Origin of the sequence: Kribbella jiaozuonensis (assembly GCF_005233875.1) — a bacterium.
In the GTDB taxonomy this organism is placed as follows: domain Bacteria; phylum Actinomycetota; class Actinomycetes; order Propionibacteriales; family Kribbellaceae; genus Kribbella; species Kribbella jiaozuonensis.
On the sequence record NZ_SZPZ01000003.1, the window covers coordinates 987,442 to 1,006,289 of the forward strand.

14 protein-coding genes are annotated in these 18,848 nt (G+C 69.1%); 4 read left to right on the forward strand and 10 right to left on the reverse strand.

Annotated elements, in window-relative coordinates; all coding sequences use genetic code 11:
- Positions 1 to 4: 4 nt before the first annotated feature.
- Positions 5 to 661 (forward strand): DUF998 domain-containing protein, encoded by a 657-nt coding sequence (locus FDA38_RS24535; protein ID WP_137256409.1) that lies wholly within the window; start codon positions 5 to 7, stop codon positions 659 to 661.
- Positions 658 to 1,422: an alpha/beta fold hydrolase gene (locus tag FDA38_RS24540; protein WP_137256410.1), complete on the forward strand. Its 765-nt coding sequence runs from the start codon at positions 658 to 660 to the stop codon at positions 1,420 to 1,422. The genes FDA38_RS24535 and FDA38_RS24540 overlap by 4 nt, the downstream gene beginning before the upstream one ends.
- Here FDA38_RS24540 and FDA38_RS24545 read toward each other — a convergent pair.
- The 4 genes from FDA38_RS24545 to FDA38_RS24560 all read right to left on the reverse strand — a co-directional run bounded on the left by FDA38_RS24545 (position 1,415) and on the right by FDA38_RS24560 (position 8,793).
- Positions 1,415 to 2,644: an ROK family transcriptional regulator gene (locus tag FDA38_RS24545; protein ID WP_233714893.1), complete on the reverse strand. Its 1,230-nt coding sequence runs from the start codon at positions 2,642 to 2,644 to the stop codon at positions 1,415 to 1,417. The genes FDA38_RS24540 and FDA38_RS24545 overlap by 8 nt on opposite strands.
- A 171-nt stretch (positions 2,645 to 2,815) precedes the next feature.
- Positions 2,816 to 5,740 (reverse strand): helix-turn-helix transcriptional regulator, encoded by a 2,925-nt coding sequence (locus FDA38_RS24550; RefSeq protein ID WP_137256411.1) that lies wholly within the window; start codon positions 5,738 to 5,740, stop codon positions 2,816 to 2,818.
- Between the two features lie 112 nt (positions 5,741 to 5,852).
- The gene (locus FDA38_RS24555) at positions 5,853 to 6,065 is read right to left on the reverse strand and encodes a hypothetical protein (RefSeq protein WP_137256412.1); all 213 of its coding nucleotides are present in this window, start codon (positions 6,063 to 6,065) and stop codon (positions 5,853 to 5,855) included.
- Between the two features lie 13 nt (positions 6,066 to 6,078).
- On the reverse strand, positions 6,079 to 8,793 hold the full coding sequence (locus FDA38_RS24560; protein WP_233714894.1) for a type 2 lanthipeptide synthetase LanM family protein: 2,715 nt from the start codon (positions 8,791 to 8,793) through the stop codon (positions 6,079 to 6,081).
- Positions 8,794 to 9,386: 593 nt separating this feature from the next.
- Between FDA38_RS24560 and FDA38_RS24565 the strand changes: the two genes are divergently transcribed.
- Together FDA38_RS24565 and FDA38_RS24570 are read left to right on the forward strand one after the other, a co-directional pair.
- A complete protein-coding gene (locus FDA38_RS24565; RefSeq protein ID WP_233714895.1) occupies positions 9,387 to 10,460 on the forward strand; it encodes an MsnO8 family LLM class oxidoreductase in 1,074 nt (357 codons plus the stop codon).
- A 35-nt stretch (positions 10,461 to 10,495) separates the two neighbouring features.
- Entirely contained in the window at positions 10,496 to 11,956 is a 1,461-nt protein-coding gene (locus FDA38_RS24570; RefSeq protein WP_137256415.1) for an NAD-dependent succinate-semialdehyde dehydrogenase, read from the forward strand.
- On the opposite strand, the gene FDA38_RS24575 is transcribed toward FDA38_RS24570, so the two are convergent.
- The 6 genes from FDA38_RS24575 to FDA38_RS24600 form a co-directional block, all read right to left on the reverse strand.
- The gene (locus FDA38_RS24575; protein ID WP_233714896.1) at positions 11,943 to 12,800 is read right to left on the reverse strand and encodes a polysaccharide deacetylase family protein; all 858 of its coding nucleotides are present in this window, start codon (positions 12,798 to 12,800) and stop codon (positions 11,943 to 11,945) included. The two genes, FDA38_RS24570 and FDA38_RS24575, sit on opposite strands and share 14 nt — an antisense overlap.
- A gap of 4 nt (positions 12,801 to 12,804) precedes the next feature.
- Positions 12,805 to 13,542, reverse strand: coding sequence for a 3D domain-containing protein (locus tag FDA38_RS24580; protein ID WP_137256416.1), 738 nt, complete (start codon positions 13,540 to 13,542; stop codon positions 12,805 to 12,807).
- 91 nt (positions 13,543 to 13,633) lie between these two features.
- The gene (locus FDA38_RS24585; RefSeq protein ID WP_137256417.1) at positions 13,634 to 16,072 is read right to left on the reverse strand and encodes a glycoside hydrolase family 2 protein; all 2,439 of its coding nucleotides are present in this window, start codon (positions 16,070 to 16,072) and stop codon (positions 13,634 to 13,636) included.
- A 69-nt stretch (positions 16,073 to 16,141) separates the two neighbouring features.
- Positions 16,142 to 16,762 carry an SGNH/GDSL hydrolase family protein gene (locus tag FDA38_RS24590; RefSeq protein ID WP_137256418.1) on the reverse strand — a complete coding sequence of 207 codons (621 nt, stop codon included), beginning with the start codon at positions 16,760 to 16,762 and terminating at the stop codon, positions 16,142 to 16,144.
- A complete protein-coding gene (locus tag FDA38_RS24595) occupies positions 16,759 to 17,856 on the reverse strand; it encodes a Gfo/Idh/MocA family protein (RefSeq protein WP_137256419.1) in 1,098 nt (365 codons plus the stop codon). Before FDA38_RS24595 ends, FDA38_RS24590 begins: the two co-directional genes overlap by 4 nt.
- Entirely contained in the window at positions 17,853 to 18,602 is a 750-nt protein-coding gene (locus tag FDA38_RS24600) for a sugar phosphate isomerase/epimerase family protein (protein ID WP_137256420.1), read from the reverse strand. Before FDA38_RS24600 ends, FDA38_RS24595 begins: the two co-directional genes overlap by 4 nt.
- Between the last annotated feature and the right edge of the window lie 246 nt (positions 18,603 to 18,848).

Consider the following 18,848-nt stretch of genomic DNA (forward strand, 5'->3'; position numbering starts at 1 on the left):
GAGCATGGACGCCGTCCCGTACCGCCTGGTCCGCAACCTGCTGGCGGCTGCCGCCGTGCTGTACTGCAGCCTGCTGCTGGAGGCGGCGGCCGGCTTCCCGCTGGACGTCCACAGGTCCTTCCTGAGTGAGCTCGGCGCACGCGACCAGGCAACCAGTCCGTACGCACGGGCGATGGACCTGTCCAGCAGTGTCCTGACACTGCTCGCGGTCGTGCTCGCCCGCCGAAGTCGTGAGCTGGCCGGGTTGCTGATCAGTACTGCCGTCTTCGCCGTCGGCACGATGTTCGACTCGTTCTCGCCGATGGACTGCGCCCCGTCGGCCGGCGCTGCCTGCCGTGCGGACGAGGTGAACGGCCAGGCCGGTGCGGCGTTGGTGCTGCACGAGGCGACGTCGACGATCGCCGGCGTAGGGACGATCGCCATGGCCGTCTTCGCGATCTTGCTCCTGCGGCGCGCACGCAGTTGGTTGAGCCGACTGGTCGCCGTACTCGCCGGTGGAGTCCTGGTCACTCAGGTCTGGCTGGGGTCGGTGGTCGCGTACGAGACGCTGAGCGGCCAGGAGGTCGCCGCACCGGGCATCCTGCAACGCGCCTCTACCGTGCTGTTCTGCTTAATGTTGGGGACTTTGCTACCAGGTCTGAGGCAAGCTTTCTCTCGATGACCGTGATCTGGATCGTTGTGCCCGGCCTGGCCGAGACTCCGGAGGAGTTCGCCCGGGTCGTCGAGCTGTTGCCGGACGAGGACGTCCGCGTGATCGATCCGTGGCGTACGCCGATCACGTCGGACGTGGACGCTTTGCGCGCGGCTGCCGACGTACCGCCGGATGCGGAGATCGGACTGGTCGGGCATTCGATCGGAGGGCTCGCAGTACTGCGGTGGGCGCTGACCCGGCCGCTGGAGGTGACCAGGTTGGTGCTGGTCGACACCAGCCTGACCTCGGAGACCGGATGGCGCGTGTTCTACCCGGGCACGCGTGGTGACCGGGCGGTGCGCGCGGTCGCGCGGTTCCTCGGGCGGATCGGACTACCGAGCGTCATCGGTACGGGAATGCGCCGGCTGAGCGTCCGCGTCGGCAGCATGGCGAACCACGACCTGTTGTCGAAGGCAACGGCAAGGAGCAGGTACGGCGCGGACACGTCGTGGCTGCTGTTCTGGGACGAGCTCGCGGGCAGCTGGGAGCTGGCGGCCGAAGTACAGAAGCTGGTCGCCGGACCGGTCGGCGCACTCGCGCCGACCACAGTGCTGGTCGCCACCGGCGGCAGCTCCCGCTTCACCGCCACCCGCTGGCTGGCAGGCCAACGCCGCCTGGCCGACAAACTCGGCGGCACAGTCGAGGTCCTACCCGACTCCGCCCACCTGGTCCACCTCGACCGCCCAGACGCAATCGCCACCGCCGTACTGCGGTCGCCCCGGCCTAGGTAGTGCTGGTCATGGCGGGGGTGGGGAGCTTGCGTTGCCACACCTCGTCCAGTGCCATGCGCATTGCACCGGTGACCACAGCGTCCTCAGCCAGGGCGGACAGCTCCAGCTTGGGGTGGTTGAGCGTCAGGAGCCGCAGCTGGTCGGAGATGGCGTCCAGCAGTACGGCGCCGGCGCGCGCGACACCGCCACCGATCACCACGGCCGTCGGGTCCAGCACCAGGATGGACGGCGCCAGAGCGCGTGCGAACGACCGCGCGACCTGCTGTACGACGGCCTGCGCGACCGGATCGCGGTCCGCCGCTGCGGCGAACACGTCCGCCGTGTCGAGCTGGTCACCGCCCAGCTCAGCCAGACGCGACTCCGGGTGGTCCAGCGCGGCCTGTCGACCGAGCGCTGCAATGGCCTCCGAGCCAACCGCCCGCTCCAGCGGTCCGCGGCTGTCCTCCGGGTTGATCACGTCATCCGGACCGGTGGCGATGAAGCCGATCTCACCGGCCGCTCCGGTACCGCGGTGCAGCCGGCCGTCGATGACGATGCCGGCACCGAGTCGCTCGCCCCACTGGACGGCCAGCAGCGTGCCGGTGCCACCTCGCGCGGCTGCGATCGCCAACGCGGCCAGATTGGCGTCGTTGTCCAGCATGACCGGGCAGTCGAGCAGACCGCGCACGTGCTTGATCAGATCGATCGCAGACCAGCCCGGCACGCTGGGGACCAGCTGGACCCGGCCGGTGTGCTCGTCGACGATGCCAGGGCTCGCTGCGACCGCAGCAGCGACGTCCTCGGCCGGTACCTCAGCCTCTGCGAGCGCCTCGGTGATCACCTCGCCGATGACGCCGAGCAGCTCCTGGGCGGTCCAGCCCGGCCCGGAGCGCCGTACCAAGGACAGCTTGCGGCCGGCCAGGTCGGAGACGCCGACGGTCACGCGGTGCGGGCCGACATCGAGGCCCAGAACCGGCGCGGCGCGGCCGCGGAGCGAGACGCGGATGGCCGGCCGGCCGAGCGACCGGTCCGCGGAGTCGGGGCCGTGCTGCTGCAGCCAGCCGGCGTCGAGCAGCTCGTCGACGGCCTGCGCGACCGTCGGTCTGGCCAGACCGGTCCGCTCGACCAGCTCAGCGACGCGCAACGGTGCCGGCGCGGATCGTCGGACCGCATCCAGGACCGAGGCGACATTGATCCGCCGCAGCATCGTCGTACCGCCGCCGCCGACCGTTCCCTTGCTCATGTCCGACCCCTTGCCTGCCACTCGCACAGTATAGATAGCGAGCGTTCGTAAATACTGTCCACTGGCCGCGTCGGTTGGCGGAAACCGATGCGTGAGTCGACAACTATCACCCAACGGGTGCCAGATGTTCCAGCACACGCATCGCTGCCCGGAATCGGGTCGGCTCCAGGCTCAGCCCTGGAGGGCGGTGCGGGCGAAACTGCTCAGTGCCTCCCGGTCCGGTTGCTGGGTCTTGGTCATCAGACTCGCCACGTGCTTCTCCACGGTCCGCGGCGAGATGTGCAGCCGGGAGGCGATCGACTTGTTCCCGATCCGGTCCACCAGCAGCTGGCAGACCTCGAACTCCCGGGTGGTGATGCCGAGCTGCCGCAGGTGCGCCGGAACCAGCTCCGATCCGTTCCGCCGCTGGGAGACCGTCGCGCCGAGCTGCCGCATCAGACCGCGACAAGCACTCGCCACGGCGGGGATTCCCGCGGTGTGGAAGTAGTCCTCGGCCAGCCGCAACCAGCCGACCGGATCACCCCAGCCGTCGGCGTAGGCAGGCTCGGCAACCAGACGCAGACCGAGGTTCCGCGCCAGCGGGAACAGCGCCGCGGTCTCCGTCGCCTCCTGCACCTTGGCGTTGGCTGCTTCGACCTTGCCGTCCCGGCCGAGCAGTACAGCCTCTGCGAACTGGACGAACTGCCTGTTCCACCGCATCCCGCTCGCCGCGGTCGCGGTCACCGCCTCGAAGTGCGCCCAGCCGTTGCGACCGGACAGTACGCCGAGCAGCAGCGCCAGACCGTTCTTGCCGGTCAGGTGGAGGGTGGTCGGGTTCTGCGCGTCGTAAGCGAGCGCCTGCGCCAGGTCGGAGTCGGCCAGCTCGCGGTTCTCCTCGAGCAACGCACAGAACGCCCGGGCCAGCCCGTAGGAGTACGGCAGTTCGTACGACGCTCGCTCGCCACCCCAGTTCGCGACCTCGGCCAGCGCTGCTTCCATCGCGGCCCGATGGCCCTGGTGCGCCTCCAGCATCGCCTTGATCGCCAGGAAGTAGGTCGCGGCCCGCCCCATCCGTAGCCGCCGGGTGACCTCCAGGCACTCGGCGATGATCTCCGCGGCCCGGGCGTACTCGGACCGCAGGATCGCCTGCTGACCGAGGATGCCGTCCATCTCGTACATCAACTGGATGGCGCCGATCCGCAACGCCTGCTGCCGGGCCTGCTCGAGCTCGAGGATGCTGCCGTTCGCGAGGCAGATGGTGCCCGCCTGGAAGAAGTGCGAGGCGACTCGCTGGTGCGTCATCCCTTGGGCCTCGGCGATCTGCCGGGCCCGATGGAAGTAGTCCACCGACCGGTCGAGGTCGTGCTCGCGGGCCAGGATCCCCAGCAGTTGCAGGGACTCGCAGGCCACCTCGGGCAGCTCCGCGCGTTCGGCCGCCGCGGCCGCGCGGAGGGCCAGTTCGGTCGCGGTCTTGAGCCGGCCCGGGCTCGTGCGCGCCAGCTCGAGGTTGGCCGCGATCGCGTCGACCGGGGCGAGGTCGGCGTCGCCGGCATCGCTGCCGAGCAAGGTGCGGGCGGTCGCGACATGCGCCAGCGCGGCCGACCAGCGACCGGCCATCATCTCGGCGTTGGCGAGCTGGACGTGCAGTGCGGCGACCTTGCGGCTGTCGAGGTTGCGGTCCGCCAGCTCGTCGACGGTCGCGGCGTGCGTGGCGATGTGTTCGTAGCCGCCGGTCTCGCTCAGCGCGAGCAGCAGCGAGCCGAGCACGTCGGCCCGGTGGCTGATATCGGGATCGGCGATCAGCAGGGTGTTCGCCCGCTCGAGCAGGTTGGCCGCCGACCCGGTCGAGCCGTCGTCGAACGACCGGCGCCCGGCCAGCGCGAACAGCCGCCCGGCTCGGATGCTGTCGCCACCGGTGTCGGCGAGCTCGGCGACCATCGGGCACCACTCGCCCGGCAGACCGGGATGCAGTTCCTCGACCGCGTCGGCGCAGCGACTGGCCAGGTTCGACCGTTCGGTCGGCGTCAGGCCGGCGAGCAGCGATTCGGCGGTGAGCGGATGCCGGAACGCGTACCAGTCGGGCGCCGGCTCGTCCGGACCGACCAACTGGGCGGCGACGCCGGCCCGGAGCGTGGCCAGCAGTTGACGTTCGTCCGTCCCGGTCGCCTCGCGGACGACGCTCAGCGGGAACCGGTGCCCGATCACAGCGGCGAGCACGAGGATGTCCCGCGACTGCTGCCCGAGCTGCGCGGTACGGCTGCTGATACTGCGCACCACCGCCGCCGGGACGTTCGTGTGCAGGTCGTCGACCACCTGCACGCTGCCGTCCGGCCCGGACACGAGTTGTCCGCTGCGGTTCGCCTCCTGCAGCAGCTCTTCGACGATGAAGGGGACTCCGGCGCTGTCGTTCCACAACTGGTCCGCCAGCTGCTCCGGCACGCCGTCGACCGGAACCTCCAGGCAACCCGCGGCGAGCTCGGCAACCTCCGTCCGCCGCAGCGGTTGCAGCTCGATCAGTTCAGCGGTACCGCGCTGCGCCGACAATCGCGCCAGCTCGTACGCCGCGCAGGTCTCGGACCGCATCGTCGCCACGAGCGCGATCGGCTGGTTGTCCAGGTTGTCGAGCATGTACTCGATCACGGCCAGCGTCTCCGGGTCGGAACCGTGCAGGTCCTCGAGGACGAGTAAGCACCCGTGCTCCCGGCCGACCAGGGTCAGCAGTCGCAGTACTGCTTCTCCGAGTACGACCGGTGACGCAGCGGTGTCGTGCGCCGTACCGTCGTCCCAGTCCGGAACGAGCCGGCCGAGCACCTGCTGGTACGGCCCGAGCACCTCGGTCGCGGGCATCTCACCACGCCGGATGAGCGACAGCAGCGCCTCGGTGAACGGGCGGAAGGCAACCATCGTGCCGATCGCCCCGACCCGTCCGCGCAGTGTCGTCATACCCGCGTCGAGGGCCTCGGTGGTGGCCGTCGCGGCAAGCCGGCTCTTTCCGATACCGGGCTCGCCGACCAGGAAGATCGCACCACCTCGACCGTCACCGGCGTCGGCCAGCAGGCGGTGGTGGCTCTCGATCTCCCGGGCTCTGCCGACGACGGTAGGCGAACGGGTCTGCACGATTGCCAACTGTAACGACGAATTGCTGTCACCGCAGATAGCTTGACCGAGGGCCGGTTGTACCGGACCCTCGGTCAAACGTTCGCTGGTGGGTGCCAGCAGGTCGTCGAACCTAGATCGTGCCGAACGGGCGGCCGTCGGGGGCCGCAACTACGGCGGCCGCCAATGCGCTCATGCCGACGGTTCCGACCAGGGCCATCGCCCGCAGGCCGACCTTGTGCCGCATCGGCAACGTGATCGGACCGAGCGGGTCGGTGTGTTCCGGAGCGGCGGACTGTGTATCGGCCGTGGTGCTGGGCTGAACATCGTGGTGCTGGGCGGTCATGTCGTTCCCCTTGTCACTGTGTGGGCTCTGGTGCTGTGCCACACCTCGACCCGGCGGTTGGTTCGAGCAGCAACACGGACGGAACCCGTTGGGGGAACGCAAGGCGGAGCACTCCGTACCCGATCCCTGCCAGACCGGTCAGCAGGCCTGGAGACGGTACGGCTCGTGGTGTTCCACACTGCGGTCCGTACTGCTGTACTGCCGCGAGCACCAACCCGGCACGACGTCGCCGTACCGCCTCTGCAGTTGGGTACTCACGTGCGGCGAGCCACATCAGTGACTCCACCGCGCCGAGCTCGCCGTGGCACAGACTCAGATCGGCGAGCACCGGACGTTGTGCCGCGGTCCTCAGGTAGCTGTCGAGATCCGCTGGTACTCCGGCCGCCGACCGGGCCAGCGCTGTCCCGGCGTCGCCCGAACACCAGCCGTGGCCGGCGGGTGCGTTCCGCCGGTCCAGGTCGGCTGCTGTCCGGGCGGCGTCCAGGTACCTGTCACCAGGTGCGCCGTACTGCCCGAGGGCCCATGCGATTCCCTGGAAGCCGCGAGCGAAGCCGTGTTCCGCTGCTACTCGGCCACGGAGGCCGCTCTCGACTGTGGTGACCAGGTGATCCGCGTACCGCTCGGCCAGTCGGTCGGCGGCCGGAAGTCCTGTGATTGCTTGCATCGCGGCCAGTCCGCCGGCCGCACCTTCGACGTACGACGGGAACTCGGTGGCATCCGGCACCAACTGCTCACTGAGCTCGAGCGAGCCGGCCAACCAGGTGCTCAGGCCGGAGTCGCCGAGGAGTGTGCGCAGACGGTCGAGGCCGTAGCTGATGCCACCGAGCCCGTGGAACCCCGCTCCGACCAGTTGGGCGGACTCGAGGTCACCCGCCAGCGCTTCGAGCAGCTGGGGGATCGGACGGATCGCGTCGCGCGCCAGCTCGCAGTACCTGTCGGCTCCGGTGATCACACCGACCTGTGCGAGGAAGAGCGCCGTACCGGTGTAGCCGTTGGACAGGCCCGCGCCCATGGAACGCACGGCCCAGTGGTGATCGTCGAGCAACTCCAGGCCGAGCCAGTTGGCCGCGCCACCGGTCTCACCGATCACCTGCGCGACGATCTCGTCGGCGATGTCGGTGGCTGCGGCAAGCAGTTGGTCGGGGTCTGCCTCGGTCGTGCCCAGATGTTGCCGGATCCTCGTACTGACGTGCTTGATCGGCTCCGGACGGGTCGCGAGGCACGCGGAGATCAGCCAGGCCTGCCGATGCTCGTCGACGTCGCTGAGGCCTGCGATCTTCGCCTCTACCGCCGAAAGCCCTGTAGTTGCGAGGACATCGGCGACCTGCGTGCCGTCCGACGCCCACACGTCCGTGCTGTCGGGGCGAGCGGTGAACAGCGGTACGTCGCCTGCCCACAGGTCGGCCAGCTCGTGCGGGACGATCGCGTGCAGTGACTCGTCCGCATCCCACAGCAGGTCGAGCAGCTGACTCCGGCCGGCCGCGTCACGCAGTGCGTCCGGATGGGTCGACTCGTCCAGCAGACTGGTGTACAGGCTGGTGCTGCGCGGTACGAACCGGAGTTGGTCCGCGGCACACTGCGCCAGCAGACCCTCAGGTCCGAGGAACTCGTCACGGTGTCGGGCGATCGCCTCATACGCGGCCCGAAACCCTGTGAGGACAGCGATCTCGTGCTCACGGGGCTCGATCGTCGCTCCGTCCAGCATCGGCCGGTTGGCCGCGCTCTGCGGCTGTCCGGGACGCCGGACGAGATGCATCGAGTCCAGCCCGGCATCGGCCCAGTCGACCACGCTCGTCGACGCCGTCGAGCCGGCGTCGCCGCCCAGCCCGGACACGTCCGAAACGCCGTACTCACCCGACACGAGCAACGGAAGCAGCGCGGTGCGGTACACCGAGCCGAGCAACGAGCTGTACGCCGGGTCGTGGGTCAAACCGGTCACCGGCAGGCGGCTGGGGTGGAAGAGCGTCTCGACATCGACCAGCACCGGCTGGTCGCCCGCGGCGATGAGGTTCTCGAAGTGCATGTCGGTGCCGTCCAGCACGTACAGCAACGCCAGCAGGGCACCTTGCCGCTGGTAGAACCGCCGTACACCGGCGAAGTCGTCGCAGGGCTCGTGGACGACGTACTCCAGCCAGCCGTAGCCGTCCCGAGGCAGCAGGCGGACCGTGCGGATGTCCAGCGCGGTCTTGGCGTTCGTCCAGTCCACAAAGGCGTTGAAGTGCTGGTGGAGCTCCAGCGAGCGGGGCTTGTAGACCAGCCGCCGGCCGTCGGCGAAGGTGAGGATCGCGGTGCACCGGCCGCCCCGGTGCGGGTCGCCGCCGGGGTCGATCGAGGTCAGCGACCCTGGGTCGCGGCCGTCCAGCAGTCCGGTGACGAGTGACGCACGGTCCTCGGCGAGTCGTGCCAGCAGCTCGAGGTGACCCTCGACGCCCTGACGGCACGACTCGCCCAGGACCCTGGCCAGCACCGGGTACGCGGCCAGGAACTCCGCCAGCTCGCTCCCTCCGACCAGCCGGTGGGTGAAGTCGAGGAACCTCTCGGCAGGGGTGTCGCCGGCCAGCTCGCCGCGGTCCCGGGCCCGGGCGAGCTCCAGGACCAGCGTGCGGGCGGCCAGCTTGACCAGGCGGAGGCCCAGCCGCTGCAGGAACTGCTCGGCGAGTACGCCGGTGTGCCCGGCCGCCGCCAGGTCCCGGCGAGCCGAGTCCAGGAGCGGTTCCAGGCAACGCATGAGCGCCTGCCGCCAGTCCGTGCCGGACCCATCCGTTGTCGTGGCCGCTCCACCTGACGTGTAGCCGCCAATGACACCGGTCCCTGCAGGGTCTCGACCGGCGACAGGCGCGCTCGGTGGGAGAGAGGTACTGCGCTCCACGTACTCGGCCCAGGCCGGCGCGGAGTGGGTCAACTCGTGCGGCCGGACGCCCGCGGACCACCAGGTCTTTCGCTGGCTGATCCGGGCTTTTCCCGCGGTCGCTGAGTTGAGCACGGGCTCAGGCTGCCATCGGGGACAGTACCCGGGCATGGGTACTCAGCCCCCATATTCCTGTCCGTTCCGGGTCGGTGTAGCTGAGTGTCGATCGGTGTCTGCCGCGGGGTGACGACTGGGGGGTAGAGCACCCCGCGGCAGCGGACCGGGCCGCCCGGCCTTTGGTGGAAGGCCGGCGGCACGCCCGGAACGATGCCTGCGCGGGACCGGGCCCGACAAGGGCTGTCACCACCCATTTTCGGACCGCCGACAGGGGCCCGAGGATGGGGGCACGGCGGCCGGAACTTGGGTGCCGAATCCCCATGCGTGAACAGGTCCCGCGCTGTCACCGTGGGCCCGTGCTCACCACTGTCGCTCCCGGACTACCCGTCTCGGCCCACTCTGTGCTGGACGTTGTACCGCAGCTGCCCGGTCAGTCGGCTGCGGCCGCGCTCCGGGAGACCGCGGAGGTGGCACTGGCCGCCGATGACCTCGGATACCGTCGGTTCTGGCTCGGAGAGCAGCACGGTGTTCGAGGTGTCGGCGGCGCAGCACCGGCCGTGCTCGCGGCGGTTCTCGCCGCGCGGACCGACCGGATCCGCCTGGGCGCCGGCGGACTCCTACTGACCACCCACCAGCCGCTGGTCGTCGCGGAACAGTTCGCTGCACTCGCAGCGGCGTACCCGAGCCGGATCGACCTGGGTGTGGGGGAGCAACGCAGCGTCGCACCGAGTACTGCGGCTGCACTCGCCGGTGGCGCACGTGACTCGTTCCCGCAGCGGCTGGACGAGCTGTGCGGGTTCCTGCGCGACGGTACGCCGGGCCGGGCGCCGGTCGGCGACGTACGGCTGTCCCTGGCCGGTCTGCCGCCACCGGTCTTCGTGCTGGCCGATCACGCCGGTACTGCGATGACCGCCGCCGTGCGTGGGCTGCCGCTCTTCCTGTCGCACCACACTGCGGCTTCGGTGACGCCGGCTGCGGTCGCGGCGTACCGGGATCACTTCGAGCCGACCGGACCGAAGGTACGGCCGTACCTGGCCGTAACGGTCGGCGTTGTGGCAGCCGACTCCGAGGAGGAGGCCTTTGCCCGATTCGCGGAGTACGTCCGGGTGAAGACCCGACTGGCCGCGGCTGGACCACGGGTCACGTCCGGCGAGCTGATGGCGTTGCTGGAACCGCCGCTGACCGGGCGGGAGCGTGGACGCGCAGAACGACTGCTGGACGACCCGGGCCACATCGTCGGCTCACGCGCGACCGTGGCAGCCGGACTGGGCGCACTGGTCGCGAGTACGACGGCGGACGAGGTCATGCTCGTCCCACTGGCCTTCGACGGAATCATCCGCTCGGCGATCCTCCGCACCGTCGCGGCCGGCCTGACTCGCATCGTCCGTACGGTCCCGAGGCACACGCCTCCGCTGATAGCCACGGCCTAGTCTGGGTACTGCCAACCCAGACGAGAGGCGGGGCCATGTCATCGGAGCGGGAAGTCGTCGAGGGGTGTCCGACCGAGCTGTTCATCGGAGGCAAGTGGGTGGCGGCCGAGGGCGGCAAGACTCTCGCCGTCGAGGACCCGGCCACCGGTACGACGCTCTGCGACGTGGCGGATGCCAGTCCGGCCGACGGCAAGGCGGCGCTCGACGCAGCGGTTGCCGCCCAAGCGGAGTGGGCCGCTACACCACCACGCGAGCGCGGCGAGATCCTGCGCCGTACCTATGAGTTGATGACTGAGCGGGCCGACGACCTCGCGCTGCTGATGACGCTGGAGATGGGCAAGCCGGTCGCCGAGTCCAAGGGCGAGATCGCTTACGCAGCTGAGTTCTTCCGCTGGTTCGCCGAAGAAGCGGTTCGGATCGAGGGCGGATACCAGGTCGCGCCGAACGGCTCAGGGCGGTTCCTGCTGATGCGCCAACCGGTCGGGCCGTGCCTGCTGATCACGCCGTGGAACTTCCCGGCCGCGATGGGCGCGCGCAAGATCGGACCGGCCGTCGCCGCCGGCTGCACGATGGTGATCAAGCCGGCCGCCCAGACGCCGCTCTCGATGCTCAAGCTGGCCGAGCTGATGACCGAGGCAGGTCTGCCGGCGGGTGTGCTGAACGTGGTCACCACCCACGATGCGGGCGGTGTGATGGAGCCGCTGATCCGCGACGGCCGCGCCCGCAAGCTCTCCTTCACCGGATCGACCCCGGTCGGCCGCAAGCTGATCGAGCAAGCCGCCGACCAGGTACTGCGGACCAGCATGGAGCTCGGCGGGAACGCGCCGCTGCTGGTGTTCGAGGACGCCGATCTGGACAAGGCGGTCAACGGCGCGATGCTGGCCAAGATGCGCAACGGCGGCGAGGCCTGTACGTCGGCCAACCGGATCTACGTGCACTCGTCGGTAATGGATGAGTTCTCGTCCCGCCTGACCGAGCGGATGGCAGCGCTCAACGTCGGCCGCGGTACGGAAGAAGGCGTCGAAGTCGGTCCGCTGATCGACGGCAAGCAGCGCGACAAGGTGGCCGACCTGGTCGCCGACGCGATCGCCCAGGGAGCCCGCACGTTGACCGGTGGTTCAGTTGCCGAGGGCAACGGATACTTCTTCCAGCCGACAGTGCTGGCCGACGTACCGGTGAGCGCCCGGCTGCAGAAGGAGGAGATCTTCGGACCGGTCGCACCGCTGACCGCGTTCGAGACCGAGGACGAGGCCGTACGGATGGCGAACGACACGGAGTTCGGCCTGGTCTCCTACCTGTTCACCAAGGACCTGAGCCGCGCGCTCCGAGTCTCCGAACGCCTGGAAGCAGGCATGATCGGCCTCAACCAAGGCATCGTCTCCAACCCGGCCGCCCCCTTCGGCGGCGTTAAACAGTCCGGCCTCGGTCGCGAAGGCGGCACCGTAGGAATCGACGAATACCTGGACCTGAAGTACGTCGCAGTCAACGTCGACTGACGAGTTGGGTGACGGTGACCAGTTGGTAGCCGCGGGCTCGGAGTCCGTGGACGATCGGGCCTACGGCCTGGGCAGTGTAGGGCGCGTTGTCGCCGCCGTGCATGTGGAGGACGACGATGGAGCCGTTCTGTACGTGGTCGAGGACCTGTTTGATGATCGGCTGGGGTGACTTGGCGAAGCCGTCGGCGCCGGGGACGTCGAGGCCGACGGCGGTTACGCCGGCTGGGGCGAGCTCGTGGAGGGCGGTGGCGTCGTAGCAGCCGCCGGGGAAGCGGAACCACCTGGTGGCGTGGGGATCCAGCTGATCCAGCTCGGTGATGGCGCGTCGTACATCCGCGAGCATCTGGTCGCGGGGAACCGTCCCCAGCGTGTAGCAGTGCTTGGTGAAACCGCGGTGATCGTAGGTGTGCGTGCCCAGCTCGAACAACGGGTCGTTGGCGAGCTGGCGGGTGATGCCGGGATACTGCTCCATCCACATCCCGGTCAGGAACATGGTTGCCGGAACATGCAGCGCACGGAGCTCGTCGATCAGTGCCTTGTTGTAGTACGACTTCACCGTGCCGGACACCAACCGCCTGCGCATCAACGCAGTCAGGTCGGCGTCGAAGGTCAGCGCGATCTGCTTCCTGTCCCGCGGCCCGTGGTCGAGGACCGGCATCAGCTTCACGTTGCCGGATGCACCCGGCTTGGCCTGCACCGGTACGACCGTCGGCCGCACCGGCTTCGCCGTACGCACAGGCACTGAGGGCGCCCGGGTCTGGGGTGTCGCCACCGGTCTGCTGTTGCTGCAAGCAACAAGCGCGAACAGCAGGCCAACGACAGCGACATACTTCCCCCAGGTCATGCCCTCACTCTACGGTCAGCGAGAGTCGCTGGATGCCCCAGTTGTTCGCGTCCGGGCCAGGCGGGAACCACACGTCGACGATGTCGTCCTTGATCCAGCTGCCGATGTCGGCCGCGTAGCAATGGCCGTAGCCGGGGACGTACAGGCGAGTTCCCCAGGGGATGATGCGGGCGTCCACCGCGCAGATCCCGGTGCCGGCGTTGTAGCCGAGCGCCGTCTGGGCGACGTCGTTGTACGCCGACACCCGGTAGTTCAGCGTGGTCCCGACCGGCATCCGGTACGACGCCAGGTGGTTCGACGAGTCCAGCCGGTACGACGTACTGATCTGGCCGATCGACGACGCCGAGGTGTCCTCGGCCGACATCGCGTACACCTGGTAATGCGCGCCGTCGCACGGGCTCGCGTCCGTCACCTGCAGCGTCGGCTGACCCCAGTCGCTGATCCACTGCAGCGCCTGCCCGTTCCGGAACGCGCGGTACGCCTTAGCGCCGGCCACCCGGTTGAACGTGAACGTCACCTTCCCGTCCGCGCCGAGACCGCCGCTGATCCCACCCGGCGCGGGCAGCCGGCCGCTCACGTCGTACGGCGGTGCGGTGGTCCCGTTGCCGTGACCGCCGGAGATCGGCCGGTCGGGGATCGGTCCGGTGTAGAAGTGCTGACAGGCCGGCAATGCCGCGGATGCGGTGGCCGGAGCGACCAGCAGAGAAGCGAAACTCAGCAGAACGATGGCGAGAGAGCGCATGACCGCAAGACCTCCAAGGTGGGGCGGGACCATGAGGTTTCACCCTCAAGTAGCGGTCCCGTCCCGCCTTTAGTCAAGGTCTCGACGTAAATCAGTTCACCAGATCGTTCGCCGACCGCAGCACCGGTACGCCGATCCACTCGGGCGCCTTCGCACCGGTGACGTGGAAGGTGTGGCTCTCGCCGGCCGAGAGCGTGATCAGGCACGAGTCCACCCGGGCCGCCGGGTCCAGCCGGTCCGGGAAGAAGGCCAGATCCTTGGCGAGCGCGGTCGCGACGACGGTCACGTCGTACCCGTCCGGGGTTGAGGTCGCCTCGGTGGTGAAGGCGTCCGGGGCCAGCTCCAAGGACGTGTCCTCCACGAAGTACCAGAAGGTGGACGCGCCATCTGCCCCGCGCACTTCCAGATACTCGCCGGCCGGGTTGGATGCGACGGCAACAGAGGAAGGCAACGCGTTGCTGACTGCGGACCGCGCCGGCACCTCGAGCGTGAACGTCTCGCGGGCCAGGACCTCACCGTCGCGGGCGGTCGACCGCCGGGTCACCGTCACCTCGGTGGACCAGGCGTTGTCGGTGTCGTTGTGTGCGGCAACGACCAGCTCGTCCTCCCGCGGTTGCACGGTCAGCAGGCGATCGGCGTACACCCGCTTCAGCGCGAACCACAGAGGCTTGCGGATCCCGTGCCCGTCGACGGCTGCCCAGGAGACCACGGGCCAGTTGTCGTTCAGCTGCCAGACCACAGCGCCGGTGTTCAGCGGGAAGAGCGAGCGGAAGTGCTCGATGCCGTAGGCAACGGCCCGCGCCTGGTTCAGCTGCGTGGTCCAGTGCCAGTCGTCGATGTCCTTCCATACCGGCAGATGCTCACCCAGTCCACGCTCCAGCTTGAGGTTGCCCTCGAATGCCTTCTGGTGCACGAGCATCTGCTCGCCGTACGGGTCGAGCGGCGCGTCGTGCACCACCGAGGTGAGCGTCGACCAGGCCGGCGGCCCCTGGAAGCCGAACTCCGACACGAACCGCGGCTTGTACTTGCGGTACGTCGTGTAGTCCACCTGGTTCCACACGTCCCAGATGTGCATCGTCCCGTGCCGCTCGTCGTTCGGGTGGATGAACTGGTCGAACGAGTACGGGCTACCGGCCGAGTATGGCGTCCGCGGGTCGAGCTCGGCGACGATCTTCGGCAGCAGGTCGAGGTAGTACCCGGCGCCCCACGGCCGGCCGGCCAGCGGGACCCGCCAGCTCCACTCGACGTACCCCCAGATGTTCTCGTTGTTGCCGTTCCAGACCGCGAGGCTGGCGTGCTTGCTCAGCCGGGTGACCGCCTGTCGCGCCTCGGCCTCGACCTCACTCCGCAGCGGCTCCTCCTCGGAGTACGCCGCACACGCGAACAGGAAGTCCTGCCAGACAAGGATTCCCAGCTCGTCGCAGACGTCGTAGAAGTCGTCGCTCTCGTAGATCCCGCCGCCCCAGACGCGCAGCAGGTTCATGCCGGCGTCGACGGCGTCCTGGATGCTGGTCCGGTACGTGTCCGCGTTCAACCGGGTGACGAACGCGTCGTCCGGGATCCAGTTCGCGCCGCGGACGTAGATCGGTTTGCCGTTGACGGACAGGACGAACGGCGTACCGTCGTTGTCCGGGGCAACGTTCACGGTGATGTCCCGGAAGCCGACCCGCCCGGTCCACTCCTCGTCGCCGAGCTTGACGACCACGTCGTACAACGGCTGCTCGCCGTGCCCGCGCGGCCACCAGAGGTCCGCCTCGGGGACCGTGTTGGTGACGGCAACGGTGTCCCACCCGGGCTTGACGCTCGCGGACTGCGTCGTACCGCCGACCTCGACGGTGACGGTGGCGTACTCCGAGGCGGTGTCCGTCCAGGCCAGCGAGACGAAGGTGTTCAGCACACCGTCGGCCCCGGCCAGCGGACGGACCGAGTCGATACGCACGCCGGACCAGGACTCCACACGGATCGGCCGCCAGATGCCCGCGGTCGCGACGTCCGGTCCCCAGTCCCAGCCGAAGTTCGAGGCCATCTTCCGCAGCTCGTTGTACGGGTGCAGGTTGGTGTGCGGCCAGCTGCCGACCTTCGCCCGCTCCGCCTCGGCCGCCGCGACCGGACCCTCGAACTCGATCACCAGCTCGTTGTCCCCGGCAACCAGCACGGCGGTGATGTCGAACCGGTACGAACGGTGCTGGTTCGCGGTCCGGCCGATCTCCTGCCCGTTCAGCGTGACGGTCGCGACCGTGTCGAGCCCGTCGGCCACCAGCTCCTGCCGGTCGTTGCCGTCCGCGGCCCAGCTGAACGTGGTCCGGTAGCTCCACCGGGTCCGCCCGATCCAGTGCAGCTTCGACTCGTTGTCGCCGTCGAACGGGTCCGGGATCTCGCCCGCCGCGAGCAGGTCGGTGTGCACCTCGCCCGGAACGGTCGCGGCCACCGGCCGGTCGATCAGGTCGGCGGGCGCCGGACCCTCGACGGCGCGGACGGTCCAGGCGGCGCCGCCGCCGGTGGTCAGGTCAAGGGTCTTCAGCGATGTCACAGTCGGGCTCCAGGGGATGAACCGGTTTAGTAAATCCGCGCCGCACCGATGAGTGCGGAGCGGTGGACGTCAGTCGTCCAGGACGTACCGTCGCCACAGATCGGCGAGGGCACGGTGGCCCGCCGGGCTCGGGTGCACGCCGTCTCCGGCGAGCGTTCCGGGGCCGACGGAGGCGGCCTGCTTGGTCAGCTCGAGATCGGTCGGCACCAGGATCGCGCCGTACTCGACGGCCAGCTTGCGGACCACCTCGAGCTTCGGGTCCAGGTCCTCGCGCCACGCGTCCTGCCCGTCCTTCACCGGCAGCAGGAACGGCTCCATCAGGACCACCGGACAGTCCAGCGGATCGAGCAGCGCCCGGTACGACGCCTCGAAGGACTCCGCCGTCGTCGGGTCGTTCTCGTCGTACCGCCGCCAGGTGTCGTTGATCCCGATCAGGATCGACACCAGCGACGGGTCGTGGGCCAGCACATCGGTCGACCACCGGCCGGCCAGATCGGCCGCCCGGTTGCCACTGATGCCGGCATTGACGATCTTCGGCCGGTGTTCGCGGTATCGGTCGGAGAGGTCGTCGTACAGGTTGCGGACATAGCCGTCACCCAACCCGTCCGGGTCGGTACGGCGGCCGCAGTCGGTGACCGAGTCCCCGGCGAACACGACGGTCCGCCGGGGATCGAGAAGGATGCTGGTCATAGCGTTGCTGCGGTCACGTCCCAGTCGTCCGGCAGGATCGGCGCGACCTCGACCGTGCTGTTCACGTCGACGAACGCGCCGGTGTCGATCGAATCGGTGATGGAGGCCATCACGTCGACGATGTGGAACGCCAGCGCCCCGGTCGCCCGGTGCGGCCGGCCGGCCCGGATCGCCCGCGCCATCTCCAGCACACCGGTACCGCGCTGGGCCACCGCCTTGGTCTCGGCGATGGTCTCCCAGTCGTCGGCACCGCGGCGACGGATCTTGATCTCACCGTCGAACCCGTTCGGGTCCGGTACGGCGAGCGTCGCGTCCGAGCCGGTGATCTCGACGAACCCGGCCCGCGACAGCGGCGAGTCGAAGCTGAAGATGCTCTGCGACGACTGACCCGACTCGAACTTCGCGATCGCGCTGACATGCGTCGGCACGGTCACGTCGAAATCGGTCCCCGCCAGCGGACCGGAGCCGATCGTGCGCTTCTCCTTCGACTTCGACCCGATCCCCGCGACCGCGGCGACCGGACCGAACAGCTGGACCAGCGTGGTCAGGTAGTACGGGCCGATGTCCCACAGCGGACCCGCGCCGTCGGAGAACAGGAACGCCGGGTTCGGGTGCCAGGACTCCGGGCCGGGGGACTGCATCAGCGTCAGCGCGGTCAACGGCGTACCGATGTCACCGCGCTCGATGATGCGACGGGACTCCTGCAGACCCGGGCCCAGGATGGTGTCGGGTGCGCAGCCCAGCCGCACGCCCGCGTCCTGTGCCGTGGCCAGCAGCTTGAGCCCGCTGTCCTGGTCCAGCGAGAACGGCTTCTCGCTCCAGACATGCTTGCCTGCGGCAACCGCGGCCAGGGCCACCTCGACGTGCGCGATCGGGATGGTCAGGTTGACCACGATCTCGACGTCGGCGTTGTTCAGCACGACCTCGGGACCGCCGTGGGCCTCGATCCCGTACTCCTTGGCCTTCTCCGCGGCCGCTTCCGGCCGCAGGTCGCCGATCGCGACGACCTTCAGGTCCGGGAAGCTCTGCATGCTCTTGATGTAGGCGTCGGAGATGACTCCGGCGCCGATCACACCTACTCCGACTGCTGTCATGCAGGCGCACCCTCTCCGGTCAGGAACGTGTAGCTGCCCTCGACCGCGTCGAAGATCTCGCCGGTGAAGTCGTCAAGTTCGACGACCCGCAGAGCAGCAGGCGCTGCCGCGAGGATCTCCCGGACCGCGATGACGCCGTCGCCGACCGCGACCTGGGCCTTGTTGTTCAGCGTGCCGTCGCCGTCCTTGACGTGGATCGCCTTGACCCGGTCACCGAACTTGCCGAGCAGCGCCGGTACGTCGGCACCGCCGACCGCGGCCCAGTACGTGTCGACCTCGAGGATCACGTCGTCGGACAGGTTGTCGACCAGGATCTCCAGCCCGTGCGCGCCGCCGATCTTCGACTCGAGCTCGAACTGGTGGTTGTGGTAGCCGACCGTGATGCCGTGGTCGGCGGCCTCGATCGCGGCCTTGTTCAGCCCGTCGGCGATGACCTTGATGTCGTCCGCGTTCTGCCAGCGGGCGGGGTCGGTGTGCGGGTCGATCACCGTGCCGATGCCGAGGCGCTTCGCGGCGGCGTAGATCGGGCCGGCCTCGTCCCGCAGCAGGCCGGCGTGCGTGGTGGGGGCCGAGAGTCCGTGCTTGGGCAGCGCGTCGGCCAGACGGTCCGCGAAGGCGGTCACACCGAAGGGCTCGACCTTGGTGTAGCCGATCTCCGCGATGCGTGCCAGAGTGCCGTCGAAGTCCTCTTCGAGCTTGCCCCGGACCGTGTACAACTGGAGGGACAGGTGGTCCACTGCGACCATTGGTTTCTCCTTGTCGGCGGCGCGTCACCCGCTGCCCTGGGGTTTGCACCGACTGATAAGCCGAACCGGTTAAGTAACGACGGCAACGGTATCCCACCGAGCCCGGGCGGCACCACCCTCCGCCCAACCACTGGGCGGTCACCTGGGGCATTTCTCTCGGATTCCCGAGTTTGATCAAACGGTCACTTTGTGTGCTCAAGTGATGACAGGGTGTTCAGGTCAGGCGCACACTGAAGGATTCCGGAC

Coding starts and splice junctions, on each gene's coding strand:
- FDA38_RS24535 (WP_137256409.1), top strand. CDS start 5: ATGGACGCCGTCCCGTACCGCCTGGTCCGCAACCTGCTGGCGGCTGCC.
- FDA38_RS24540 (WP_137256410.1), top strand. CDS start 658: ATGACCGTGATCTGGATCGTTGTGCCCGGCCTGGCCGAGACTCCGGAG.
- FDA38_RS24545 (WP_233714893.1), bottom strand. CDS start 2,644: ATGAGCAAGGGAACGGTCGGCGGCGGCGGTACGACGATGCTGCGGCGG.
- FDA38_RS24555 (WP_137256412.1), bottom strand. CDS start 6,065: ATGACCGCCCAGCACCACGATGTTCAGCCCAGCACCACGGCCGATACA.
- FDA38_RS24560 (WP_233714894.1), bottom strand. CDS start 8,793: ATGCGTTGCCTGGAACCGCTCCTGGACTCGGCTCGCCGGGACCTGGCG.
- FDA38_RS24570 (WP_137256415.1), top strand. CDS start 10,496: ATGTCATCGGAGCGGGAAGTCGTCGAGGGGTGTCCGACCGAGCTGTTC.
- FDA38_RS24575 (WP_233714896.1), bottom strand. CDS start 12,800: ATGACCTGGGGGAAGTATGTCGCTGTCGTTGGCCTGCTGTTCGCGCTT.
- FDA38_RS24580 (WP_137256416.1), bottom strand. CDS start 13,542: ATGCGCTCTCTCGCCATCGTTCTGCTGAGTTTCGCTTCTCTGCTGGTC.
- FDA38_RS24590 (WP_137256418.1), bottom strand. CDS start 16,762: ATGACCAGCATCCTTCTCGATCCCCGGCGGACCGTCGTGTTCGCCGGG.
- FDA38_RS24595 (WP_137256419.1), bottom strand. CDS start 17,856: ATGACAGCAGTCGGAGTAGGTGTGATCGGCGCCGGAGTCATCTCCGAC.
- FDA38_RS24600 (WP_137256420.1), bottom strand. CDS start 18,602: ATGGTCGCAGTGGACCACCTGTCCCTCCAGTTGTACACGGTCCGGGGC.